Annotated in this window: 23 protein-coding genes and 2 pseudogenes; 13 read left to right on the top strand and 12 right to left on the bottom strand. The window is 71.3% G+C overall.

Annotation, left to right across the window (positions count from 1 at the left end):
• Positions 1 to 1,356, bottom strand: coding sequence for a tetratricopeptide repeat protein (locus ACSMX9_RS13120; RefSeq protein WP_445402504.1), 1,356 nt, complete (start codon positions 1,354 to 1,356; stop codon positions 1 to 3).
• Positions 1,357 to 1,576: 220 nt separating this feature from the next.
• Between ACSMX9_RS13120 and ACSMX9_RS13115 the strand changes: the two are divergent.
• The 6 genes and pseudogenes from ACSMX9_RS13115 to ACSMX9_RS13090 all read left to right on the top strand — a co-directional run.
• Positions 1,577 to 2,323 (top strand): annotated as a pseudogene (locus ACSMX9_RS13115) (hypothetical protein); the annotation flags it as partial.
• 81 nt (positions 2,324 to 2,404) lie between these two features.
• Entirely contained in the window at positions 2,405 to 3,316 is a 912-nt protein-coding gene (locus tag ACSMX9_RS13110) for an aminoglycoside phosphotransferase family protein (protein ID WP_351239088.1), read from the top strand.
• A gap of 97 nt (positions 3,317 to 3,413) precedes the next feature.
• Complete coding sequence (locus ACSMX9_RS13105) at positions 3,414 to 4,019, top strand: class I SAM-dependent methyltransferase (RefSeq protein ID WP_445402979.1); 606 nt, start codon at positions 3,414 to 3,416, stop codon at positions 4,017 to 4,019.
• A 35-nt stretch (positions 4,020 to 4,054) separates the two neighbouring features.
• Entirely contained in the window at positions 4,055 to 4,591 is a 537-nt protein-coding gene (locus ACSMX9_RS13100; protein WP_445402503.1) for an HAD domain-containing protein, read from the top strand.
• A gap of 92 nt (positions 4,592 to 4,683) precedes the next feature.
• Positions 4,684 to 5,490, top strand: a complete 807-nt coding sequence (locus tag ACSMX9_RS13095) for a TetR/AcrR family transcriptional regulator (RefSeq protein WP_445402502.1) — start codon at positions 4,684 to 4,686, stop codon at positions 5,488 to 5,490.
• 216 nt (positions 5,491 to 5,706) lie between these two features.
• Positions 5,707 to 7,209 (top strand): MFS transporter, encoded by a 1,503-nt coding sequence (locus tag ACSMX9_RS13090; protein WP_445402501.1) that lies wholly within the window; start codon positions 5,707 to 5,709, stop codon positions 7,207 to 7,209.
• A 66-nt stretch (positions 7,210 to 7,275) separates the two neighbouring features.
• Here the strand turns inward: ACSMX9_RS13090 and ACSMX9_RS13085 are convergent, their stop codons facing one another.
• Positions 7,276 to 7,554: a hypothetical protein gene (locus tag ACSMX9_RS13085; protein WP_445402500.1), complete on the bottom strand. Its 279-nt coding sequence runs from the start codon at positions 7,552 to 7,554 to the stop codon at positions 7,276 to 7,278.
• A 232-nt stretch (positions 7,555 to 7,786) separates the two neighbouring features.
• On the opposite strand from ACSMX9_RS13085, the gene ACSMX9_RS13080 reads away from it, so the two are divergent.
• Positions 7,787 to 8,692, top strand: a complete 906-nt coding sequence (locus ACSMX9_RS13080; RefSeq protein WP_445402499.1) for an IS5 family transposase — start codon at positions 7,787 to 7,789, stop codon at positions 8,690 to 8,692.
• Between the two features lie 23 nt (positions 8,693 to 8,715).
• On the opposite strand, the gene ACSMX9_RS13075 is transcribed toward ACSMX9_RS13080, so the two are convergent.
• The gene (locus ACSMX9_RS13075) at positions 8,716 to 9,198 is read right to left on the bottom strand and encodes an SseB family protein (protein ID WP_445402498.1); all 483 of its coding nucleotides are present in this window, start codon (positions 9,196 to 9,198) and stop codon (positions 8,716 to 8,718) included.
• 199 nt (positions 9,199 to 9,397) lie between these two features.
• Here ACSMX9_RS13075 and ACSMX9_RS13070 point away from each other — a divergent pair, with 199 nt between their 5' ends.
• The 3 genes from ACSMX9_RS13070 to ACSMX9_RS13060 all read left to right on the top strand — a co-directional run bounded on the left by ACSMX9_RS13070 (position 9,398) and on the right by ACSMX9_RS13060 (position 13,003).
• Entirely contained in the window at positions 9,398 to 11,224 is a 1,827-nt protein-coding gene (locus ACSMX9_RS13070) for an acyl-CoA dehydrogenase (RefSeq protein ID WP_445402497.1), read from the top strand.
• A 131-nt stretch (positions 11,225 to 11,355) separates the two neighbouring features.
• Complete coding sequence (locus ACSMX9_RS13065) at positions 11,356 to 12,648, top strand: M18 family aminopeptidase (RefSeq protein ID WP_445402496.1); 1,293 nt, start codon at positions 11,356 to 11,358, stop codon at positions 12,646 to 12,648.
• A gap of 136 nt (positions 12,649 to 12,784) precedes the next feature.
• Positions 12,785 to 13,003: a DUF6458 family protein gene (locus tag ACSMX9_RS13060; RefSeq protein ID WP_351239104.1), complete on the top strand. Its 219-nt coding sequence runs from the start codon at positions 12,785 to 12,787 to the stop codon at positions 13,001 to 13,003.
• A gap of 41 nt (positions 13,004 to 13,044) precedes the next feature.
• On the opposite strand, the gene ACSMX9_RS13055 is transcribed toward ACSMX9_RS13060, so the two are convergent.
• From ACSMX9_RS13055 to ACSMX9_RS13040, 4 genes are read right to left on the bottom strand one after another with little or no spacing between them, the layout of a single operon-like run.
• Positions 13,045 to 14,901, bottom strand: a complete 1,857-nt coding sequence (locus tag ACSMX9_RS13055; RefSeq protein WP_445402495.1) for an NHL domain-containing thioredoxin family protein — start codon at positions 14,899 to 14,901, stop codon at positions 13,045 to 13,047.
• 47 nt (positions 14,902 to 14,948) lie between these two features.
• A complete protein-coding gene (locus ACSMX9_RS13050; protein WP_445402494.1) occupies positions 14,949 to 15,794 on the bottom strand; it encodes a helix-turn-helix domain-containing protein in 846 nt (281 codons plus the stop codon).
• Between the two features lie 15 nt (positions 15,795 to 15,809).
• Positions 15,810 to 16,253 (bottom strand): DUF6879 family protein, encoded by a 444-nt coding sequence (locus ACSMX9_RS13045; protein WP_445402978.1) that lies wholly within the window; start codon positions 16,251 to 16,253, stop codon positions 15,810 to 15,812.
• Between the two features lie 43 nt (positions 16,254 to 16,296).
• Positions 16,297 to 16,524 (bottom strand): hypothetical protein, encoded by a 228-nt coding sequence (locus ACSMX9_RS13040; RefSeq protein ID WP_445402493.1) that lies wholly within the window; start codon positions 16,522 to 16,524, stop codon positions 16,297 to 16,299.
• A gap of 498 nt (positions 16,525 to 17,022) precedes the next feature.
• Between ACSMX9_RS13040 and ACSMX9_RS13035 the strand changes: the two genes are divergently transcribed.
• Positions 17,023 to 18,393: a thioester domain-containing protein gene (locus ACSMX9_RS13035; protein WP_445402492.1), complete on the top strand. Its 1,371-nt coding sequence runs from the start codon at positions 17,023 to 17,025 to the stop codon at positions 18,391 to 18,393.
• A 205-nt stretch (positions 18,394 to 18,598) separates the two neighbouring features.
• Here the strand turns inward: ACSMX9_RS13035 and ACSMX9_RS13030 are convergent, their stop codons facing one another.
• Both ACSMX9_RS13030 and ACSMX9_RS13025 read right to left on the bottom strand, forming a co-directional pair.
• The gene (locus ACSMX9_RS13030) at positions 18,599 to 18,796 is read right to left on the bottom strand and encodes a hypothetical protein (RefSeq protein WP_445402491.1); all 198 of its coding nucleotides are present in this window, start codon (positions 18,794 to 18,796) and stop codon (positions 18,599 to 18,601) included.
• Positions 18,793 to 19,128 (bottom strand): hypothetical protein, encoded by a 336-nt coding sequence (locus ACSMX9_RS13025; RefSeq protein ID WP_445402490.1) that lies wholly within the window; start codon positions 19,126 to 19,128, stop codon positions 18,793 to 18,795. The genes ACSMX9_RS13030 and ACSMX9_RS13025 overlap by 4 nt, the downstream gene beginning before the upstream one ends.
• Positions 19,129 to 19,297: 169 nt before the next feature.
• Between ACSMX9_RS13025 and ACSMX9_RS13020 the strand changes: the two genes are divergently transcribed.
• On the top strand, positions 19,298 to 19,543 hold the full coding sequence (locus tag ACSMX9_RS13020) for a winged helix-turn-helix domain-containing protein (RefSeq protein WP_351239122.1): 246 nt from the start codon (positions 19,298 to 19,300) through the stop codon (positions 19,541 to 19,543).
• A 233-nt stretch (positions 19,544 to 19,776) separates the two neighbouring features.
• Here the strand turns inward: ACSMX9_RS13020 and ACSMX9_RS13015 are convergent.
• Positions 19,777 to 20,022 (bottom strand): annotated as a pseudogene (locus tag ACSMX9_RS13015) (phosphotransferase); the annotation flags it as partial.
• Positions 20,023 to 20,476: 454 nt separating this feature from the next.
• Here ACSMX9_RS13015 and ACSMX9_RS13010 point away from each other — a divergent pair.
• The gene (locus ACSMX9_RS13010; RefSeq protein ID WP_445402489.1) at positions 20,477 to 20,905 is read left to right on the top strand and encodes a winged helix-turn-helix domain-containing protein; all 429 of its coding nucleotides are present in this window, start codon (positions 20,477 to 20,479) and stop codon (positions 20,903 to 20,905) included.
• 385 nt (positions 20,906 to 21,290) lie between these two features.
• Here ACSMX9_RS13010 and ACSMX9_RS13005 read toward each other — a convergent pair whose 3' ends face one another.
• Together ACSMX9_RS13005 and ACSMX9_RS13000 are read right to left on the bottom strand one after the other, a co-directional pair.
• Positions 21,291 to 21,890: a hypothetical protein gene (locus tag ACSMX9_RS13005; protein ID WP_351239128.1), complete on the bottom strand. Its 600-nt coding sequence runs from the start codon at positions 21,888 to 21,890 to the stop codon at positions 21,291 to 21,293.
• A gap of 214 nt (positions 21,891 to 22,104) precedes the next feature.
• Entirely contained in the window at positions 22,105 to 22,614 is a 510-nt protein-coding gene (locus ACSMX9_RS13000) for an ATP-binding protein (protein WP_445402488.1), read from the bottom strand.
• Positions 22,615 to 22,706 lie beyond the last annotated feature (92 nt).

Raw genomic sequence — 22,706 nt, 5'->3', positions numbered from 1 at the left:
CTAGGTGAGGGCCTCGCGGGCGCGACGGGCGAGATCGGTGGCGCCGGGGACACGGCGGCGCTGGTAGACAGCGAGGGTGGACCGGATCGAAGTGATCGCCTTGCGAGTGCGGTCGGAGGTCATGCCTTCCATCAGGGCGAGGGCCTGGGTCCAGGCGGCGACTGCCTCATCAGCACGGGCTTGGGCGGCGAGACTGTCGCCTAGGTCGGCGTGGGTCAGGGCGTGAACGCGCTGGTACTTCTCGGGGTCCCAGCGGATGAGGGCGTCCCGGTGCTGTTGTTCGGTGCCGATGTGGTCGGCGAGGTCGGTCAGGGTGCGGGCGGTGTGGCTGGCGACGGTTCCGGCCGCAGGGCCGCTTACCTGGGAGTAGTCCGGCTGGGGGCCGTCGTCTCGTAGGAGGGCGTCTTCGGCGGCGAGCAGGGCACGGGCGGCTGACGGGTTCTCATGGGTGGCGGCGTAGGCGCGGGCGTGGGTGATGTGAAGGAGCGCTTCGGTGCGGCCGTCGACGTGGCCGAGGCCCTGTCGCAGGGCGCCCTCGACGAGGTCTACGCAGTGGTGGGGTTGTTTGAGGCTCAGTGCTTGATGAGCGAGGGCGCGCATCATCCAGGCGGTGTGCCCGTGGGGGTCTGCTTCGCAGGCGAGTTGGTAGCCGACTTGGTAGTAGCGCTGGGCGGCTCCCTCCTGACCGAGGTCGTGGTGCTTCCAGCCTGCGAGGTAGGCGAGTTCGGCAACGGCACCGAACGCCTTCCGGCGGTCGGCTTCGCTGGGGAATCGTCCGCGCAGCATGGGGGCGGCGGTGTCGGCGAGGTAGGTGGTGACCGTGGTCAGGCCGTGTCCGCCGCCGAGGCGCTCGTCGGCAGCGCTGAACGCTGCGGTGATCTGACGTACGACGTTCACGTCCTCCGCACCGACCAGGGACGTGCCGGTGCGGGCGCGGAGCATGCGGGCGGTCGCCTCGTGGTCGTGGCCAAGAGGCATGGCGACCCCGGCGGTCGTGAAGGCGGCGGCGGTGAGGAAGCGGCGGCGCTCGACGTCTGCACGGCCCAGATCGATGGCGGCGAGGACGGGATCGGCTTCCGTCGGCCCGTCGACTTCACCGGAGCGGAACCCGATCCCGGTCCGGGTGATCACACGCCCCGCGCGACGGGACAGCGCCTCGGCGAGGTACTGACCCATCCGCCCCGAAGGGGTGCGGGTGCCGTTCACCCAGTGCGAGACGGCCGACTTGTTGGTCTGGAGGACCTCGCCGTTCTCAGCGGCGACGCGACGCACATCTCTGGCGAGGGACTCATAAGTGCAACCGACCTCCTCGATGACGTCTCGCAGAAGGGGGTTGGGGTTCCTCGGTGCTGCCACGACCGCCTCCGCATCGGAGCTGTAAACCACGTATACCGCTGCAACTCCCTTCCACCGTACCCACTGAGCGTGACCGCCGGTTCACTATCCAGTAGCCGCCGGAACGGTGCAGGGGATTCGGATTCCCCCCGGCCCGGGCGGCTCCCCGAAGTTCCGTACGTCCGCATCCGGTTCGGGCACCCCTGTGCCCACACCCGGACGAGCAAGAGACGGAGACAAGGTGACCACCATCGACACCACGGCCATCACGGTCGAACTGCCCGAGGCGTTCGACCCGCGCTGGGACCGCCTGCCCGGCCTCCGGGTCCAGGGTCGACGCCTGACGATCGACCCGGCCGCGTACTTCTTCCGCTTCGAGTCGAACACCTGGCTCGTCGCCGACTGGGAACTCGTCCAGTCCCAGCTTTTCGGCTTGGACGAGACGACCGAGAGCGCGGTCGAGCAGCTCGCACTCGACTTCATCAAGCAGCACGGTAAATCCACCTCCGACCCGGCCCGTGTTCTGACCACCGCCCACGCGGTGTACGCGTACCTCTTCCGCGAGGAGCACCTGCCCGGTCTCGGCCTGCCGCAGATCACCACCGAGCACCTGCGGATGCTGCGCGAGGCCGCCACGCTCATGGCGCTCAACAAGGTCGAGTTGGACGGGCGCATCTCCAACGTCGGCCCGTGCTGGTTCTTCCCCGCCGCCACCTCCGTCGTCTTCGACCTGGACGACGAGACGGGCGGAACGCTCGACGAGGTCTACCACGGCGGCTGGTTCAACGAGCACCGCCGGATCGAGTCCATCAAGGCCCACGCCGCGCTCGGCGGTCGGCTGGTGCACGGCTGCCAGTCCGTCCCGGACCAGTCCGGCGGCGCCGTCGCGCCCTACGGCGCGTCGATGGCGAACTTCCGCGACGACCTCGCCGCCTTCAAGGCGGGCTGGATCGAGCAGGTCTACGCCCACCGCGTGCACCCCGCCGCGTACCCCCCCCGATCAGGCTCCGGGGCGGGCCGGCACCCCCGCCCGCCCCGGACGCCACCACCACCCTCCCGGAGCCCTCACATGACCGCGAACCCCAGCGCCGAACTCCTCGACAACCTGCTCACCCTGACCGGCCAGACCGCCGCCGTACGGGAGGAGGTACGCGTGTGGTCCTTGTCCGGGGTCGAGCGCGTGACCTTCCCCGACTGCTCCACGGCCGTCTTCAAGTACGCCAAGAAGCCCTTCGACAGCGAGGACCAGGCCCTCCGGCTGGCCCGCACCTGCGGCCTGCCCGTCCCCCGGGTGCATGCCTCCGCGGTCCTGGACGGTTGGCTCGGCATGTTCATGGAGGACCTCGGACCCGCCACCCGTGAAGCCGACGACCTGGACGGCATCGCCGCGGCCGTGGTGCTGCACGGGGCCCGCACGGCCGTGCCCCTACCCGTCCTCGACCACGAGCGGCTGCGTAGGCTACCGAGCCGGGCGCTGGAGCACCTTGCCCGGCTGCGCAAGGCCGACCGATGGCAGGAAGCCGACGACGTCGAAGACGCACTCGACCGGATCTCCCGAGCCGCCGAAGCGCGCTCGGCCGGGGCGACCCTGGCCCCCTTCGGCTGGGTGCACTCCGAGTTCCACCCCACCAGCCTCCACATCGGCCGACAGGGCTGGCGGATGCTCGACTTCGCCCGCGCCTTCACCGGCCCCGGCCTGCTCGACCTCGCCAGCTGGCACGGCACCGTCGAACCCCCGAAGCCCGAACGGCTCCGCACCCTCCTGGAGCAGTACGTCACCGCCGGCGGTACCCCCGACGCTCTCACCACACGCGGCGGACTCCCCGCCGAGAACTGGGCCCTGGGCTGGCACCGCACGTGGGCCGTCGAGTGGTTCATGGAGCAGTCCATCCGCTGGGTCGACGACCCCGCCACCGACCCCACCTACCTCAAGGTCGTACGCCGCCACCTCGACAACGTCCTCCACCTCCTGGAGATCTGACGTGCCCACCCAAGCTCCCCCGACGTCCCCCTGGCACGCGCACGCCCTCCAACGAGCAGCCGCCGGACCCGCCGCACCCCTCTCCGCGCCCACCCGGATGGAATGGACCACGAGACCCGGCCAGGGCCCCGGCGCCGAGGCCCTCGGCGCCGACCTGCACGGCAAGAGCGTTCTGGAGCTGGGCTGCGGCCCCGGCCACAACGCCGCCCACCTCGCCACCCGCCACCACGCCCACGTCACCGCCGTCGACCTGGTCGGCCTCCAGGTCCGCCGCGCCCGCTCCCACTACGGACGACTGAACAACCTCACCTTCATCGCCGGGCACGTCCTGCACCACCTGCACGCCTCCGACGAACAGTTCGACGCGATCTACTCCATCTTCGGCGCCATCGGCCTCGTCGCCCCCGAACTCCTGCTCCCGGCCATCGCCCGACGCCTCCCACCGGGCCGGGTGCTCGCCTTCTCCGTCCCCCACCCGCAGCGTGCCGGTCGCTGCCCGTCCGGCGACGACCGGCCCTGCCGGGACCACGTCACCCTCCCCGACCGCACCAGACTCCCCGTCGCCCGCTGGGAGTTCGCCCCCGACCGCTGGGAGAGGCAGCTCCGCCGGGCGGGCTTCTGGACCACCTCGGCCCAGGAGTTCCACGACCCCCGCACCGGCCACTGGCCCACCACCCTGCTGATCCGCGCCCGCAAACTCTGACCGCCACTCGTCCCGACTCCCCACGGAGGAAACGGATGCGCCCGCCCTACCTGCTCCTCGACGTCGACGGCGTCCTCATCCCCTTCCCCGGCCCGGACGGCTCCATCCCCGCCACCCACACCCGACACGACGTCGTCCCCACCGGCCGCAGCACGGACGCCCCGGTCAGCGTCTGGCTCGACCCCACTCACAGCGCCCTGCTCATGGAGGTGATCCGCACCGGCCTGGTCACCCCGGTCTGGTGCACCAGTTGGCGGCAGGACGCCACCGCCCTCATCGGCCCCCTCCTCGGTCTCCCCGATCTGCCCTATGTCGACCTCCCCCGCCCGAGGATCACCACCAGCCACCCCAACGGCTACCTCTGGAAGCGCGACCGCGTCGACGCCTGGCTCCACGGGGCACCCGCCGTCTGGATCGACGACGACTTCACCACCCTCGACCACGACTGGGCCGCGACCCGCACCGCACGAGGAGCCGCTACCCTCCTCGTCCAACCCGACCCCCATACCGGACTCCGACCCGAACACCTGACCAGGGCCACCACATGGGCCGCCCACCTCGCCACCCGCTGACCCCGGGGCAACCGCCCGACCGCCGCCGACCCCCCTCGGGCACCGCCTCCCGTCCCGCGTACCATCGGGGCCCCCACCCGAGAGGAGCCGTCGTGACCAGCGGTGACGTCCCGGACGCGCAGAAACAGCGGGTCACGGTCCCGGAGGCGGTCGTCCGGGAGGCGACGGCCCGTCCGGAACCGGAACCCGTACCGGAGGCCCGGCCGGAGGCGGAGCGGGAGACCAAGGGGCAACGCACCCGGCGGCGCATCCTGGAGGCGGCCCGGCGCCAGTTCGCGCAGTGCGGCTACGAGCGGGCGACGATCCGGTCCATCGCGGCGGACGCCGGCGTCGACAAGGCGTCGGTGATCCACTACTTCGGGACCAAGCAGGAGCTGTTCCGGGAGGCCGTGGCCTGGCAGATCCCGATCGCGGAGATGACCACCGACGATCCGCGCGAGTCGGTGGGGAACTACCTGCGGAACATGCTGGACAACTGGTCGAAGGACCCGGAGACCCCGATGACCGCGCTGCTGCGGGCCAGCATGACCAGCGAGGAGGCGGCGGAGCTGCTGCGCGGGCGGGTCACCGCGCAGGCGGTGGACCCGGTGGCCGAGCGGCTCGGCGACGACCCGGACGCCCGGCTGAAGTCGGCCCTGGTGGGCGCCATGATGATGGGCGTCGCCATGCACCGGCTCATCCTGCGGATGCCGGACCTCGCGGAGGCGGACCTCGCGGACGTGCTGCGGTTGGCGGTGCCCGTGCTGAGCGAGTTGATCACCCCGGAGCCGACGCCCGGACCCGCATCGGCGCCGAATCCGAAGTCGGAACCGAAGTCGGAACCGAAGTCGGAACCGAAGTCGGAACCGAAGTCGGAACCGGAGTCGGAACCGGAACCGGAAACGGAACCGGAACCCTAGTCCCGGACACGTCCGAGCGCGTTCCGTCGGAGCCCGTCGCACCTCCCGTGCGGCGGGCTCCGCGGCGTTCCGGGGTCCGACCGGCGGCTCGGGGAAGGGGGTGTGAGCTATTTCTCACCGCTCGGTGAGAAATAAAAGTCAACGCTCGGTTAGTTTTCTCGCTTGGTGTTGCCGGGCGGACCGGTACGCCCCTGACGCCTCACGAGGAGCTTCCCCATGACCACGACCGCGACCGCGCACGGCAGCGGAGCACCCCCCAGAGCGCTCGGCTGGGCCCTGGTGGTGATCGCGACGGCCCAGCTGATGGTGGTGCTCGACGGCACGATCACCAACATCGCGCTGCCCAGCATCCAGACCGACCTGGACCTCTCCGCTTCCACGCTGGCCTGGGTGGTGAACTCCTACGCGCTGGCCTTCGGCGGTCTGCTGCTGCTCGGCGGCAAGGCGGGCGACCTGTTCGGGCGCCGCCGGATGTTCCGCTTCGGCATCGTCGTGTTCACCGTCGCCTCGATCCTCGGCGGCTTCGCCACCAACGAGTTCCTGCTGATCGCGGCCCGCATCCTGCAGGGCGTGGGCGCGGCGGTGGCCGCCCCGACCGCGCTGTCGCTGATCGCGACCAACTTCCCCGAGGGCGCCCCGCGCAACAAGGCGATGGGCGTCTACGCGGCGATGGCCGGCATCGGCTCCACCGTGGGTCTGCTGCTCGGCGGCGTGCTGACGGACTACCTCGACTGGCGCTGGGTGTTCTTCGTGAACGTCCCGATCGGCGTGGCGGTGCTGGTCGGCACCAAGCTGCTGGCCGAGGGCCGGCCCGAGCACGGACGGCTGGACATACCCGGTGCGATCACCGGCACCGGCGGTCTGATCGCCCTGGTGTACGGGATCACCCGCGGTGGCGAGCACAGCTGGTCGGACGGGCTGACGGTGGCGTCCTTCGTCGTCGCGCTGGTGCTGCTGTCGCTGTTCCTGGTCCTCCAGACGAAGGTGGACCACCCGATGCTGCCGCTGCGGCTGTTCGCCGACCGGGTCCGTTCCGGCTCCTACGTGACCATGCTGTTCCTGGGCGCGGGCATGTTCGCCACGTTCTACTTCATGACCCTGTACATGCAGCAGGTGCTGGGCTACAGCCCGGTCAAGACGGGCCTGGCCTACCTGCCGTTCAGCGTCGGCATGATGATCTCGGCGACGATGGGGTCCCGCCTGATCTCCCGCTGGTCGCCGCGCCGGATCGCGGGGCCCGGACTGCTGATCGGCGCGGTGGGCATGTTGTGGTTCGCGATGCTGGAGACCGACTCCTCGTTCGCCGGTCACCTGGCGCCGGCGATGTTCGTCACCGCGCTGGGCCTGGGCGCGAGCTTCGTGCCGATGACCCTGGGCGCGGTGCAGGGCGTGGCCCCGCAGGACTCCGGGATCGCCTCGGCGCTGCTGAACACCGCGCAGCAGATCGGTGGCGCGCTGGGTCTGGCGACCCTGACCACGGTGGCGGTGGCGCAGGCCGACGACGTGCTGCCGAACGCCTCGGCGAGCTTCTACCAGGCGGCGGCCACCGGTGACGCGAGCCTGATGCAGCGTGCCGCGGAGGCGCTGACCGAGGGGTACGCCGCGGCGTACCTGGTGGCGGCGGGCCTGTTCGTGGCCGGCCTGGTGATCACGGTGGTGTCGCTGCGCGGCGCCCGTCCCGCCACGGGCGAGGCCCCGGCCGCGGCTCACCTGGGCTGACGGTCACGCCGTCGACGGTCCACGGGCTGACCGGTGGGGTGCGGAGCGGAATCCGCACCCGGCCGGTCAGCCTTCGGCGTTCTCGTGCTCCGGTTCCCGCTCCTGCCGGCGCCGTTCGGCGGCCCGCTCCCGGGCCTCGCGGCGTTGGCGCTGTCGGGGGCCGAAGGTGAAGAGGTTGAGCGAGAGCACCAGCAGGCCGACGACCAGCAGCACCGGGCCGCGGCCCTGGAGGTAGGAGACGAAGCCGAGCACCAGGACGAGTCCCGCGCCGGCGATGCCCGCCCAGTCGGCGTACGTGCCCACGATCCTGCCGGCGCGCTCGGCGGCGCGGCCCTTGCGTCCCATCCGGACACCCCGTTTCGTCGTCGACCCCGAGAGCCCCGGGTTCCGGGTCCCCTGGTTTCGGGCCCGGGTCCCGCGGGGCGGCCGGTGCCGCACCCGGGGCCATTGTCACCCGGACGGCCCCGGAACCGAAGGGGTCGCCGGGGCCGTCGTGGGGGTGGGGCGGGCCTCAGAAAGTGTTGGGTAATTGATCAACTGCATGACGTGATCCCCTGGCGGTGATCTTCGTGGGTGGGTGTTCGCGAAGATCACCGGCATGTGTGTCTGCGTGTGTCAGCCTGCCTACGAGTCGTCTTTGACGGATGCTCAGTGGGCGGTGATCGAGGCGTTGTTGCCGGTTCGGGATCCGCGTCGGGCGGGCCGCCGGTTGAAGTTCCCGCGTCGGCTGGTCGTGGACACTGTGTTGTATGTGCTGGTCAGCGGGTGTGCGTGGCGGTTGGTGCCGCACGATCTTGCTCCGTGGGATGTGGCGTACCGGTGGTTTCGTGCGTGGTCGGCGGACGGTACCTGGGACCGGGTTCACGATGCGTTGCGTGAGCGGGTGCGGGTGGTGGACGGGCGGGATCCGCAGCCGTCGGCGGCGGTGCTGGACTCGCAGTCGGCCCGCAGTCATCAGGGCGGGGAGGCGATCGGATACGACGCGGGCAAGCGGGTCCGGGGTCGCAAGCGGCATCTGCTGGTGGACACGTGCGGGCTCGTGCTGCGGGTGGTGGTGCACTCGGCGTCGGTGCAGGACCGGGCGGGCGCGAAGCTGGTTCTGGGTGGTGTCCGCCAGGAGTTTCCGCAGGTCGGACTGGTCTGGGTCGACGGTGGTTACGTCAACGTGGTCGACGCGGGCCTAGTCGGCTGGGCGGCTGAGTGCGAGAGCCTGGAGATCGTCGCGGTGCCGCGTAACGCTGGTGTGAAAGGGTTTCAGGTGCTGCCCCGCAGGTGGGTGGTCGAGCGGACATTCTCCTGGCTGGGACGGTGCAGACGGTTGGCACGGGACTACGAGCGCAAGACCGCGCACGCCGAAGCGATGATCAAGGTCGCCATGATCCGGCTCATGGCCGCCCGCCTCGCCGGCGAGGAGATCGAACCACACGGCCCCATCGAGACCGAAGCAGCCCGCCGCCTCGCCGACGACCTCAAGAACCAGTAATCACCCGATTACCCAACACTTTCTCAGCCGTACATGCGGCGCATCGCGAAGTCGACCATCTGCTCCACGGCCTTCGCGTCGAAGACCATCCGGTGGTCGCCCTCCATGTCGAGGACGAACCCGTAACCGGTGGGCAGCAGGTCGATCACCTCGGCGCCGGTGATCACGAAGTACTTGGACTCCTTGCCCGCGTACCGGCGCAACTCCTTCAACGTGGTGAACATCGGGATCACCGGTTGCTGGGTGTTGTGCAGGGCGAGGAACCCGGGGTTGTCGCCGCGCGGGCAGTACACCTTGGAGGTCGCGAAGATCTGCTGGAAGTCCTCGGCGGCCATGGAGCCCGTGGTGAACGCCCGGACCGCGTCCGCGAGGGACGGTGGGGACGGCTCCGGATACAGCGGGGGCTGCTGTGCGTACCCGCCGGCCGCCTGCGGGGGCGGGGACTGCGGCTGCGCGTAACTCTGCCCAGGGGCGGCGCCGCCTGCGTGCTGGTCGTAGCCGTACATGGGCGCAAGCGTACCGAGCGGCGGGGGGCCGCCGGGCCGCGCCCGCCCGGGTGCGGGGCGGGGGCATCACGGGGGGACGGTCGGGGGAAGGATCAGCGCGTCGGGGGGTTGCCGATATTACCGATGGGTAGCATCATCGTGAGTACCTCCTACTCGCCAGTACGCGTGTGATCACCGAGCTACCTACGGAGCCGTCGCCATGGGGCACTACAAGTCGAATCTCCGCGACATCGAGTTCAACCTCTTCGAGGTGCTCGGCCGCGACCGGATCTACGGCACCGGACCGTTCGCCGAGACGGACGTGGAAACGGCCCGCAGCATCCTGGCCGAGATGACCCGCCTCGCGGAGAACGAACTGGCCGCGTCCTACGCCGACGCCGACCGCAATCCGCCCGTCTTCGACCCCGCCACCGGTACCGCCCCCCTCCCCGAGTCCTTCAAGAAGTCCTACCGGGCGTTCATGGACTCCGAGTACTGGCGCCTCGGCCTGCCCGAGGAGATCGGCGGCACCCCCGCCCCCACCAGCCTGATCTGGGCGTACGCCGAGATGATCCTGGGCGCCAACCCGGCGATCTGGATGTACGCCTCCGGGCCCGCGTTCGCCCGCATCCTCTTCGAGGAGGGCACCGAGGAGCAGCGGCGGATCGCCGCGCTCGCCGTGGACCGGGCCTGGGGCTCCACGATGGTGCTCACCGAGCCCGACGCGGGCTCCGACGTGGGCGCCGGCCGGTCCAGGGCCGTGCAGCAGGAGGACGGCACCTGGCACGTTGAGGGCGTGAAGCGGTTCATCACCTCCGGCGAGCACGACCTGGCGGAGAACATCCTCCACTACGTGCTGGCCCGTCCCGAGGGCGCCGGCCCCGGCACCAAGGGGCTGTCGCTGTTCCTGGTGCCGAAGTTCCTCTTCGACGTGGAGACCGGCGAACTCGGCGAGCGCAACGGCGTGTACGCCACCAACGTCGAGCACAAGATGGGCCTCAAGGCGTCCAACACCTGCGAGGTGACCTTCGGCGACCGGCACCCCGCGAAGGGTTGGCTGGTCGGCGAGGTGCACGACGGCATCCGCCAGATGTTCCGCATCATCGAGTTCGCCCGCATGATGGTCGGCACCAAGGCGATCTCCACCCTCTCCACCGGCTACCTCAACGCCCTGGAGTACGCCAAGGAGCGCGTGCAGGGCACCGACCTGGCCCGGTTCATGGACAAGGGCGCGCCCAAGGTCACCATCACCCACCACCCCGACGTGCGCCGTTCGCTGATGACGCAGAAGGCGTACGCGGAGGGCATGCGGGCGCTGGTCCTCTACACGGCGAGCGTGCAGGACGCCATCGCGGTCAAGGAGGCCGCCGGCGAGGACGCCGCGGCCGAGCACGCCCTCAACGACCTGCTGCTGCCGGTGGTCAAGGGCTACGGCTCGGAGAAGGCGTACGAGCAGCTCGCCCAGTCGCTCCAGGTGCTCGGCGGCTCCGGCTACCTCCAGGAGTACCCGGTCGAGCAGTACATCCGGGACGCCAAGATCGACACCCTCTACGAGGGCACCACCGCGATCCAGGGGCAGGACTACTTCTTCCGGAAGATCGTCCGCAACCAGGGCGCCGCGCTGAACGCCCTCGCCGAGGAGATCAAGAAGTTCCTCGCCCTCGGCTCCGGGGGCGAGGAACTGGCCGCGGCCCGCGACCAACTGGCCCGGGCCGCCGGCGAGCTGGAGGCGATCGTCGGCGTGATGCTCACCGACCTCGCGGCCACCGAGCAGGACGTCCGCTCCCTCTACAAGGTCGGCCTCAACGGCACCCGGCTGCTGCTCGCCTCGGGTGACGTGGTCGTCGGCTACCTGCTGCTGCGCGGGGCCGCGGTCGCCGTCGAGAAGCTGCCGTCCGCGTCCCCGAAGGACCGCGCCTTCTACGCCGGCAAGATCGCCGCCGCCCGGTTCTTCGCGGCGAACGTCCTGCCCGGGGTGGCCACCGAGCGGTTGCTCGCCGAGTCCGTGGACCTCGGGATCATGGACCTCGACGAAGCCGCTTTCTGAGCCGGACGCACCCCCCGAACGGCCGGTGCGAAGATCCGGCACCCCGGACATCCACCCACGACATGTACATTTCACTAGGGGCCCGCTCACACCCCCGGGGGCGGGCCTCCGGTCGTCGTTAAGGTGAACCCATGAGCCAACCCCCCCGCTTCGACCGCGGCCACACTGACGACCTCATGACGTTCCTCGCGGCCGGCCCCTCCCCCTACCACGCCGTGGCGAACACCGCCGAGCGGCTGGAGAAGGCCGGATTCCGGCAACTCGCCGAAACCGACGCCTGGGACGGTACCGCGGGCGGGAAGTACGTCCTGCGCGGTGGCGCCATCGTCGCCTGGTACGTCCCCGAGGGCGCCAGCGCCCACACCCCCTTCCGCATCGTCGGCGCCCACACCGACTCCCCCAACCTGCGGATCAAGCCCCTCCCCGACAGCTCCGCCCACGGCTGGCGCCAACTCGCCGTCGAGATCTACGGCGGCCCGCTCCTCAACTCCTGGCTCGACCGCGACCTCGGCATCGCCGGCCGGCTCTCGCTGCGCGACGGCACCCACCGCCTGGTCAACGTCGACCGCCCGCTCGCCCGCGTCCCCCAGCTCGCCATCCACCTCGACCGCAAGGTCAGCGCGGAGGGCCTCAAGCTCGACCCCCAGCGCCACCTCCAGCCCGTCTGGGGCTTCGGCGACGCCCACGAGGGCGACCTCATCCGCTTCCTCGAAGAGGAGCACGACCTCCCCGCCGACTCCGTCACCGGCTGGGACCTGATGACCCACCCCGTCGAAGCCCCCGCCTACCTCGGCCGCGACAAGGAACTCGTCGCCGGGCCCCGCATGGACAACCTGATCTCCGTGCACGCCGGCGTCGCCGCCCTCGCCGCCGCCGCGGCCACCGGGGACCTCCCGTACATCTCCGTCCTCGCCGCCTTCGACCACGAGGAGAACGGCTCCCAGTCCGACACCGGCGCCGACGGCCCGCTGCTCGGCTCCTGCCTGGAGCGCAGCGTCCTCGCCCGCGGCGGCACCCTGGAGGACCGGGCCCGCGCCCTCGCCGGCACCGTCTGCCTCTCCTCCGACACCGGCCACGCCGTGCACCCCAACTACGCCGAGCGCCACGACCCCACCCACCACCCGCGCGCCGGCGGCGGCCCCATTCTCAAGGTCAACGTCAACAACCGCTACGCCACCGACGGCTCCGGGCGCGCCGTGTTCGCCGCCGCCTGCGAGAAGGCCGGCGTCCCGTTCCAGACCTTCGTCTCCAACAACGCCATGCCCTGCGGCACCACCATCGGCCCGATCACCGCGGCCCGGCACGGCATCAAGACCGTCGACATCGGCGTGGCGATCCTCTCCATGCACAGCGCCCGCGAACTGTGCGCCGCCGACGACCCCCACCAGCTGGCCAACGCCCTCACCGCGTTCCTCACCGGCTGACCCGTCCCGCCCGTCCCGTGCCCGTTCCCCCGCCCCGGGGGAACGGGCATGCGCATGACCCCCCGGAGTCCGGGTACGCGCCCCCCGAACGGAACTGCCGCAACGATTCGGCACAGCCGACAGGGAGGCCAGATCCATGGGACTGGGCGGATGCATCCTGCTCCTCGCGGTGGGGGCCATCCTCACCTTCGCCACCGACTGGGAGGTGCAGGGCCTCAACCTCGACGTGGTCGGACTCGTCCTCATCGCCGTGGGCCTCATCGGCATCGCGGCCTTCACCAGCATCGCCCGCCGCCGCCGGGTGCTCGTCCCCGGCGCCACCACCGTCGTCGACGAACGGCACGACACCCGCTGACGCCCCCGGGCCCGGCCACTGGCCGGGCCCCGGGCCGGGCGCTACGCCCCCGGGTCCATGCCCGCGAGCACCAGCGGCAACCGCTCGGCCGCGCCCGCCACCAGCCGCACCGGAACCCCCCAGTCCTGCTGGTGCACATGGCACGCCGGATAGGGGTTCGCCGGGTCATCGTCGCAGGACGCCGCCATCGCCGACACGTGCAGCACCCCCTCCGACACCGCCGGGTCCAGCTCCAGGGCACGGGACAGGTCCGTCCCCGCGCCCGCGCCCGTCCGCAACAGTTCCGGCGGCGTCGACGACACCAGCAGCCGCGTCGACGGACCGTACCGGGTGTCCAGCTTCTGCCCCGCCGGCGCCTGGAACACCACGTCCACCACCAGCGCCCCCGGCGCCACCTCCGTCGCCTCCCGTCGCGTGCGGTGCGCCACCGCCGCCACCCGCACCGCCTCCTCCGGCAACCGCAAGCGGGTCAACCGGTGCCGCGCGGACTCCACCACCACCACGTCCCCGTCCACCACCACCGCGTCCGAGGGCTCCCGCAGGTCCGTCGCCAGGGTGCTGACCAGGCCGCTCACCGGGTCGTAGCGGCGCAGCGCGTGGTTGTAGGTGTCGCTGATCGCGACCGAACCGTCCGGCAGCACCGTCACCCCCAGCGGATGCTGCAACAGCGCCTCGGCCGCGTCCCCGTCCCGGTGCCCGAAGTCGAACAGCCCGGTGCCCACCGCGGTGTGCACCGTCCCGTCCTCCGTCACCCAGCGCAGGGCGCTGGTCTCCGAGTCCGCGACCCACAGCCGGTCCTCGCCCGCCGCCAACCCCGAGGGCTGAGCGAACCACGCCTCCGCGGCCGGCCCGTCCACCAGCCCCTCGTTGGTGGTGCCCGCCGCCACCGCCACCGTGCCCTCCACCGGGTCGTACGTCCACAGCTGGTGGACGCCCGCCATGGCGATCCACACCCGCCCGCCGAAGTACGCCACGTCCCACGGCGAGGACAGGTCCACCTCCCGGGCCGGCCCGCCGGTCGGCGAGCCCTGCCACCACTGGCGCCCGGTGCCGGCCAGCGTCGTCACCGCCCCCGTCACCGGGTCCAGCCGGCGCAGCGCGTGGTTCACCGTGTCCGCGACCACCACCGAACCGTCCGGCAGCGCGGCCAGGCCCTGCGGCTCGCTGAACGCCGCCAGCTCCGGCCGCCCCGCCGGCGCGTCCGCGAAGCCCCGCTCGCCCGAGCCGAACCGCCGCAGCACCTCCTCCCCGTCCGGCGCCAGCTCCACCAGCTGGTGCCGGGTGGTGTCCGACACCAGGAAGTTCCCGGACGGCAACAGCAGCGCCTTGCCCGGGAAGCGCAGCTCCGTCGCAGCCGGCTCCGGCGCCACGTACGGGCCGTCCCCGCGCCGCAGGGTGCCCTTCGCCGCGTGCTCGGCCTCCAGCTCCACCACCAGCCGCTCCAGCGCGTGCGCGTGCCCCTCGCCCGCGTGCTGCGCGACGACGTACCCCTCCGGGTCGATCACCACCAGCGTCGGCCAGGCCCGCACCGCGTACTGCTGCCAGGTCGCCAGCCGCGGATCGTCCAGCACCGGGTGCTCCACCCCGTACCGCTCCACCGCGTCCACCACCGCCGCGTGCTCCGCCTCGTGCACGAACTTCGGCGAGTGCACCCCGACGATCACCACCGTGTCCCGGTGCTTCTCCTCCAGCTCCCGCAGCTCGTCCAGGACGTGCAGGCAGTTCACGCAGCAGAAGGTCCAGAAGTCCAGGATGACGATGCGGCCCCGCAGGTCCGCGAGGGTCAGCTCCTTCCCGCCGGTGTTCAGCCAGCCGCCCTCGCCGACCAGCTCGGGGGCGCGGACACGGGCACGACGGGGCGCGGGCGCGGGGGTGGGCGCCGGGGCGGATGCATTCATGCTGCAAGGGTGCCACCCGCGCCCGGGCGGGGACGACGTGTGCGGGGTCACCCCAGGGCGTCCACGGCCGCGGTGACCAGGGCGCGGGCCGGGGCGCCGTGCACGGCCAGGGCCGCCAGGTCGACGAAGGCACGGGCGTACGCGTCGATCTCGTGGGGTTGGGTGATCGTGAGGAACGCGGAGACCAGTTCGACGTTGACCTGGACCTCATCGAAGATCCAGAAGTCCTCCACCGGCCACAGCGCCGTGCGGTCCGCCGTCAACGGGATCACGCCCAGGCTGACGTTCGGCAGGGCCGCCATCGACAGGAGGTGGTGGAGCTGACCGGCCATGGTGTCGGCGCCGCCAATCCGGTGGCGCAGGACGCCCTCCTCCAGCAGGACGGCGAAGCGGCGGGAGCCGGAGTGCAGGACCCGTTGCTTGTCCATGCGGACCCGTACGGCCGCCTCCAGGTCGTCGGGCAGCGCGCGGCGGTCACGGATCGCCGTGAGCAACGCCTCGACGTAGGCGCGGGTCTGGAACGGCCCGGGGACCAGCCAGGAGGAGTAGGAGCGGAAGTGCCGGGTCCGTTCCCACAGCGGGAGCACCGACTCCTGGGCGCGCCGCAGACCGGATCGCTCCATGCGTCGCCACTCGACGTGGGCACCGTCGATGTTGCGTGCGGTGGCGATCAGGTCGGCGAGTTGCCCCTCCACCCCGCAGTGCGACGCCCAGGCGCGGAGGTCCTCGTCCGAGGGCGCCGTACGCCCGTTCTCGATGCGGCTGCACTTGCTCTCGTGCCAGCCGGCCCGGAAGGCCAACGCCCGCGCGGTGAGCCCCGAGTCCTTCCGGATCTCGCGCAGGCGCAGGCCCAGGGCCTCCCGGGCCTGCCGGACACTGGACGACGTACTCATTCGGGCTGCTCCGGATCACGCCGGCCGGTAGTCCGCGTGCGGTGTGGCGCGCTCCCACACCGCGGTGAACGCGGATGCGCACAGCTCCACCACGGCAGGGTCGGTGACCAGTTCCTCACCGGTCATCTCTCCGTTGCCGTCGAAGTGGTTGAAGAGTACGGACGCGCCGTCGAAGAGCCACAGGTCGTTACCGGGGAGCGCCAGCCCGGAGGCCTTCCGGCGGGGCAACCAGCGCACGCTCTCTCCGGCCTTGACGTTGTGGCCTTCGGTCAGTTCGTACTCGTACCGCACATACGGGGAGACCGGTTCGGAGACGATGCGCGCCCGGCGGACGTCGACGCCGCGCGCCACTGAGGTGGAGACCAACTCGATCCACCAGGGCCAACGCTCTGCCGGGTCGAACCGGTTGCCCGACGTCCACTCGACGTAGTCTCGGTCCAGGGCGTAGGCGTCCCGCATCTCCAAGTGGTAAGCGCTGTGCTTCGAGGTACGGAACAAGCCGTCAAACGTCTTCTCCGTCGCCACCGTTCACCTCCGGGAAGAACCGCATCATGCGCTTCGGGAACTCGATGACGGTTTCATGGGCGGGAACGTCCAACTGCGCCAGCCGAGCCGTGTCCGTCACCCGCCACCCTTGCAGGATGTAGTTTCCGCTCTCGTCGTCCACGTAGACGGTCGGGGAACCGTTGTTGGGACTCTCCGGGTCCTTGCCCAGCCGGTGCAACGTCACTGGTGTCCTCCGGTGGCTCGGGGTGGTGATCAAGCAGAACGAGCTTGCCGCCGGACCGCCCGGGCGGTCCAGCGGCTTGCACGAACTTCTACGCGTGCCGTTCGGGCGCGGTTCGCCCCTGCGGGTCCGCCGCCCGGACCCCGCTCAGTGTCCGGTGAAGGGGTTGTTGACGGTTCCGGGCCGCTGGTCGGGGAGCGGTCGCCGGGTGGTGGTGACGGCCGGGTGTCGGCGGCCCCGCCCGGCCCGGCGGCAGGGCTGGCCCGGCGGGGCCGCGCGGAGGGAGGTGACGGGGGGTCGAACGGCCACGGTCAGTCACGGAAACAGCGTCAGATAGGCTCCCAATGCGCCAAATGGCGGTTATATGTCTATATCGTGTTCGGTGCAGGAGTCGATGGCATGGGTCCTCGCGTGCCCGCGTCGGCGGCTCGTCGTCGAACGAAGGGACCGGACGTGAAAATAGCCAGCAGGGCACGGAGCCGATGGACACGACGTGCGGGCGTGGTGACGACGGGTCTCCTCGCGGTCGTCGTGCTCTTCGTGCCCGGAACGGCCGTGGCAGCGGCCGAGGCCGACCCTCCGCAGAGCGGCGACACCGTGTACATCGAGGACCGGCAGGGATACAGCGGCACCGGGATCTTCTCCGTCCACTCACCCGTGCCGGCGGACCCCGACGATCCGGGCGAGCCCGACCTCTGGGCCTACTGCATCGAGCACGACGTGACCGCGCTGACGGACATCACCGGCACGGTGAGCGGACCCGAGGACTTCCTCGGGTCCAACCACTTCACCGATCCGGCAGTCCAGGGCAAGGTCCTCTGGGTACTCGAACACGGCTATCCGGCCCTGAGCCTCGAAGAGTTCGGCACCGCGGCGGGAGTGCCCGGGATCGCGCGCAACGACGCCATCGAGGCGATGCAGTACGCGATCTGGCGGTACACCGACCTCGGCTTCGACGCCGACTGGGCGTGGGAGACCAGCGACTCGGAGACCGCCTACCGCTACCTGATCGCCGGTGCGAACGCGAGCACGGGAACGCCGCCGACCGGAGCCGCCACCAGCATCTCGATCTCCGCGCCGAGCACCGCGCAGGAGGCCGGAACGATCGTCGGCCCCTTCGTCGTGAGCACCAACCGCCCCACCGTGCGGGTCTCGGTCACCCCCGGGGCGACGCTGACCGACGAGAACGGCGCCGCGCTCGACCCGAACTCCGTCGTCGACGGTCAGGCCCTGTATCTGGACCTCCGCGGCACCGACCGGTCGGGGACCGCCACGATCACGGCCACCGCCCCGGGCTCCGCGCACCACGGCCGCATCGTCTCGGTGCCCACCTCGCCCGGAGGCACGCCCACTGCGGCGGAGCACGCCCAGTCGATCGTCCTCGTGGCGCCGAGCGGGGCCACCACGAGCGCCGAGGCCCTCGCACGGTGGAGCGGCGTCGAGGGCGAGGACACCGGCGGCACCGGCGGGAGCGAGAGCACCGGGGGAAGCGAGAGCACCGGCGGGAACGGCGGGGCCGGTGCGTCCGGCGGGGGTGGAGCCACCGGTGGGAGCGACGGCACCGGCGGGGGCCAGGGCTCCGGCGGGAACGGCACCACCAGCAGCGGTGCCGGCGGGGCCGGAACCACCGGCGGGGACGACGGGACGGAGCCGGACGACGGCGCCGCCGTGACCACCGGGGGTTCCACCACCGGCGGGGCCGCCGAACCGTCCGCCGGAACGGGTGCGTCGACCTCGCCCGCGGCCGGCGGCCCGCTGGCCGCGACCGGCAGCAACGGGATCGCGGTGACCGCGGGCATCGCCGGCGTGCTCGCGGCGGTCGGCGTCGGCGTGCTGCTCGCCGTCCGGCGCCGGCGCACCGCCCGGCGCTGACCCGACCGGCGGGTCCGTCGCTCCGCACCCCGCGCGGCGACGGACCCGCCACGGGCACGGCGGACGGCGGAGTCAGCCGGGGAGGACGAGTCGGCGCACGGTCTGGGCGGCGACCCGCGCCCCGTGGTCCGCGGTGACCAGTTCCGCGCACGGGTCGATCCCGCCGAACAGGCCGGGCACGGCCCTTCCGCCGTTGGTGGGTCTGTCAGCCGGTGGTGTGGTGGTCGGCGGTGCAGGGGCCGGATGCGCCGGCGTGTTGGGGGCACACGCGGTGGGCGATGAACCCGGTGCCGTTGACGCTGCCGTACCCGAGGACGACGGGGGCGGTGGTCCAGCGTCCGCAGTGGCAGCAGTGGGTGCCCGCTTCGGTGGGCGGGGCGTTGGTGAGCGCGTCGCGGGTCATGCGGTCGCCCCTGTCCGGACCTGGTGGACCCCGGGGGCGGTGTACGGGTAGTCGTAGCCCCGTTCGGCCCAGGCGGTGGCGTAGTAGCGCTCGCGCTGTTCGGGGCTCAGATGGCGGGCTTCCTCCGCACGGAAGATCGCTCGGGCTTCGGCGGCGCTCGGGCCGGTCCACGGGCGGGCCCATGCGCTCACCCGTCCGGGGGTGGTGCCGGACGGCGGCCCGGCGGGGCGGTTGGCGAAGTGTTCGGCGGTGTGGCGCCCCGGTCGGGTCCGGCGGGTCAACGTCAGGTGGGCGGACACCCACATGAGTGCACGGACGATAAACTCACGCATACGTCGGTCAGCTCCCTAAAGCTGGTTCGGCGAGCCCCGATGGACCGTTCCCGCGGTCTGTCGGGGAGTTTTCGTCTTCGACGACGGATACCCTATACGCCCCTGTCCACCCCTGTCGGCGGACCGGGACGGGAGTGCGTCATGGTCAGCACCTCGGTAGCGTCAGGGGGTGGAGTTCGACCCCATGCGCCCCAAGTGGCAGCAGATCGCCGAAGAGGTATCCCGCAGGATCGAGCGCGGGGAGTATCCGCAGCGCTTCCCGCTCTCGGAGGTCAGGTTGGCGGCTGAGTTCGGGGTCAACCGGGACACGATCCGCAAGGCGACCAGGGCGCTACGTGAGTCGGGGCTGATCACGACCGTCCCGAGTCTGGGGACGTTCGTCCGGCCCTCGGACGGGGACGAGGCGGAGGAGTAGTTTCGTCCAGACACCCGAAGGGGTCCGTGGGCGGGTCTACGTGCGCCGTGGCGTGCGGGTGCCGAGCGCATCGACCAGGTTTCGGAACTGTGCGTTGCTGACCGATGACCACGTTCGCCCACGCGTGCCGCTGCTTGGCGGCAGGTCGCGTTCACGAACGCCTCGACCGCTCGTGGGTCGGCCTCCTGCCAGCTGGTGAACCCGTTCAGCCAGCGGGCGACGTCGTCCAGGCGCTGTCCGAAGCGCATGAGCCACCGGCCCGTGTAGGCGACGTCGACCCATGCGGGTCCAAGGACGGGCATCGCCCAGTCGATGACGTGTGCGTGTCCCTCCCGGTCGATGAGGACGTTGTGGGGGTTCGTGTCCGTGTGAAGGAGATGGGTGCCGGCCAGGTGGTCCGCTTCACCGGGACGCAGATGGTCGGCGAGGCGTTCCGAGAGTCGCGGGAGGGGAAGACCGGGTGCCGGTAGGCGGTTCATCCGCCGTAGGGCGTCAGCCACGGCAGGAAGATCGCCCGTGTCGGGGCCGTAGTCGACATGGCGCCCGTCGATGTGGTCGAACGCCAGACAGGTCCATCCGCCGGCCTCGAAGCGGTGCCGGACCGCCGGACAGATGCCGCCCAAGGCTCCGTTCACCCGCTCCTCGCGCACCAGTCCCGCTACCCCGTCGCCGTCGTCCGCCCGTACCCCTTTGAAGAACAGGCACCCGCTGCGGAGGGTGTGCAGCGTCAGGGCCGTGGAACAGTTGAACCCGCTCGGCACGCTCTTCGATGCCACGACGGTGCCGGTGCACGCCTCCACCACACGGCGGAGATTCTCCGGCAACTCTTCCCAATCGACTCGCTCGTTCATGTGGTCACCACTCTGTGGGGAGGGGCACCGACCGACCGGTGCCCCTCCCGTCCTCAACTAGCGTCGCGTGTGGCCGCACTTGATGGACCGCTCAGCACCGCTCCACGTCTCGTACTGGTGGTCACACTCGCTCAGAATCCATGGATTCATGGGAGGCCTCTCTGTTGGTGTCGAGACTTTGACATGGCTTGCTGTGCTCTGTCGGATGGACCCGGTTACCGTTGGTCGGATGGACTACGGCCCTGATGACGAGATCGAGCGGGATGCATCCGAGCCGCCGTTTCACCAGCTCGCCGGCATCCTGCGGGCGCGTATCGCCCGCGGTGACTGGAAGCCCCGTCGTCCGATCTCGTCAGAGACTCGTCTCTGCGATGAGTTCGGACTGTCCCGTCCGACAGTGCGTCGGGCGACCGCCGTCCTGGTCTCCGAGGGGATGCTGTTCGTCGTTCCGCAGCGTGGAACGTACGTCGCGGATCGGAGCGCCCGGGACGAGGGCCAAGGGGGCGGGTAGCCCTGCCCGCTGCGATTGGGGCGGCATGGGTGTCTCACGTCGCGCGCTGTGGGACACCCATTCGTCCCATCGGCCTTCCGCGTGTGGGAAGGCCGGAACGGGCCCCGAGCCTGTCATGCGGCACTAAGCTCCGGGTCTGTGAACGAACCCTTCGCAGGTGCCGACGACCCTGCGTGCGGTATCTGCCCGTCGAAACGGCTTCCCCGGTCCGGGTTCGTGGTCTACGACCGTCCGAACCGAGAAGCTCCGTTCAACTCCGAGGACGGCTACCGCTACGCTCCCGATGGCACCCCGGCATGTGTCCACCCCCACAAGGTGGGACTCGAACCTGACAGGTTCGGGCCCGCCCCGGTGGAGACCGAACAGGACGCGCCGGTTGTCGTGCCTAGCTGGTGGCGGCGCCTAGCGGGATGGACACCCTTTTCCCGCGGTCGGTGACACCGATGCGGGCGTACACCTCGTCCAGCACGGCGCGGCGCCGTTCGGTCTCCGCGCTTCCGATCCAGAAGCGCGGGTGCACGTCGCCGAACGCGCTCTTGTAGCACTGGTGGGTGTAGTCGCCGTGGTCCCACGCGCCGCCCCCGGGGCCTTCCTCCATGTCCGTCATGTGCACGAACTGGAACCCGCCGCGTTCCTGCATGCGGCACAGCAACGTGAACTGCGCCATGAGCGCGTGGGACATCACGTCGACCGGCACGGGGAGGGGTAGTTCCGCCGCCTCCTCGTCCCCGTCCGTGAGCGCGAACACGGCGCTCTTCAGGGCCATTCCCCGAACGGTCTCCTTGAACAGGGCGGGAGCGTCGCCGATCGCGTCGTAGTCCGGGATGACCGGGTAGCCGTAGAAGTCATCCCAGTCGGAGGAGTACTTGGCGCATGTGTCCCAAAGGCGCCCGAACTCGGGGTCGGCCTCGATGGTGGCCAAGATCCCTCGCGCCCGCTCGGCCACCCTCTCGGGGGCCGGACGCACCATACTTGCTCCTGACACGGCGCACTCTCCTTCGTTGGTTGGTGCTCGGTGCCCCATCGACTGTCAGCCGGAAACAGTCGATGGGGGAATTTGCTGCCCCTGCCGGTGCATCTGCGGGGAGCCTTTCCGCTCCAGGCAAGGACAGGGTTCCGTCACGCGGTGGCGCGGGTCGGCGACCCGCGGATGCGTGTCGTTCGTGCTGCTGGGGCCCCGCCCGCTCCGCTCCCCTCGCCTACGGTCGGTCGGCACCGCCCTGCGGGTGGTCGGGGAGCAGGCACCAGGTGGTGGTGCCGTCCGGGGTGACGCCCCAGGCGTCGGCGAAGGCCCCCACCAGGTGCAGGCCCCGGCCGCCCTCGGCCAAGGGGGAGGCGGGGGCGGGGGCCGCGAAGGGCGTGCGGGGGGTGCCGCCGCCCACCTCGATCCCCACCCGGTGCCCGGTCCGCCACACCCGTACCCGCACGGTGGGCCCGCCGCCGTGCCGGAAGCCGTTGGTGGCCAGTTCCGAGAGCAACAGGCCGAAGTCGTCCCGGACCCCGCCCATTCCCCAACTGTCCAGGCAGGTGTTCCCCACCCGCCGCAGCAGCCCGGGCCACATCCGGTCCACGTCCGTGCGCGCCCCGACCCGGGAGAGCGTCACGTCGAAGCCCGTCTCCTCCGGTGCGGTGCGGGGGCGGACGGACGGGGCGCGGCCGGCGGTCGACGGGGTCGACGGGGAGGAGGGGAGCGGGGGAACGACGGGCACGTGAAACCTCCGGAGGGTGGGCGTGCGGGAGCGCGAGGCAGGCGCACGGGTGTGGAAGGGCCCAACCGGGACGCTTTGCGCTCGTCCACCAA

The organism is Streptomyces sp. LE64, from assembly GCF_052606915.1.
This window is presented reverse-complemented; position numbering and strand designations above follow the sequence as displayed.

Bases quoted from the DNA above. Each gene is read 5' to 3' on its own strand.
- ACSMX9_RS13110 (WP_351239088.1), top strand. From the start codon at position 2,405: ATGACCGCGAACCCCAGCGCCGAACTCCTCGACAACCTGCTCACCCTG.
- ACSMX9_RS13105 (WP_445402979.1), top strand. From the start codon at position 3,414: ATGGAATGGACCACGAGACCCGGCCAGGGCCCCGGCGCCGAGGCCCTC.
- ACSMX9_RS13100 (WP_445402503.1), top strand. From the start codon at position 4,055: ATGCGCCCGCCCTACCTGCTCCTCGACGTCGACGGCGTCCTCATCCCC.
- ACSMX9_RS13090 (WP_445402501.1), top strand. From the start codon at position 5,707: ATGACCACGACCGCGACCGCGCACGGCAGCGGAGCACCCCCCAGAGCG.
- ACSMX9_RS13085 (WP_445402500.1), bottom strand. From the start codon at position 7,554: ATGGGACGCAAGGGCCGCGCCGCCGAGCGCGCCGGCAGGATCGTGGGC.
- ACSMX9_RS13075 (WP_445402498.1), bottom strand. From the start codon at position 9,198: ATGTACGGCTACGACCAGCACGCAGGCGGCGCCGCCCCTGGGCAGAGT.
- ACSMX9_RS13070 (WP_445402497.1), top strand. From the start codon at position 9,398: ATGGGGCACTACAAGTCGAATCTCCGCGACATCGAGTTCAACCTCTTC.
- ACSMX9_RS13065 (WP_445402496.1), top strand. From the start codon at position 11,356: ATGAGCCAACCCCCCCGCTTCGACCGCGGCCACACTGACGACCTCATG.
- ACSMX9_RS13060 (WP_351239104.1), top strand. From the start codon at position 12,785: ATGGGACTGGGCGGATGCATCCTGCTCCTCGCGGTGGGGGCCATCCTC.
- ACSMX9_RS13055 (WP_445402495.1), bottom strand. From the start codon at position 14,901: ATGAATGCATCCGCCCCGGCGCCCACCCCCGCGCCCGCGCCCCGTCGT.
- ACSMX9_RS13050 (WP_445402494.1), bottom strand. From the start codon at position 15,794: ATGAGTACGTCGTCCAGTGTCCGGCAGGCCCGGGAGGCCCTGGGCCTG.
- ACSMX9_RS13045 (WP_445402978.1), bottom strand. From the start codon at position 16,253: ATGCGGGACGCCTACGCCCTGGACCGAGACTACGTCGAGTGGACGTCG.
- ACSMX9_RS13030 (WP_445402491.1), bottom strand. From the start codon at position 18,796: ATGACCCGCGACGCGCTCACCAACGCCCCGCCCACCGAAGCGGGCACC.
- ACSMX9_RS13025 (WP_445402490.1), bottom strand. From the start codon at position 19,128: ATGCGTGAGTTTATCGTCCGTGCACTCATGTGGGTGTCCGCCCACCTG.
- ACSMX9_RS13010 (WP_445402489.1), top strand. From the start codon at position 20,477: ATGGACCGCTCAGCACCGCTCCACGTCTCGTACTGGTGGTCACACTCG.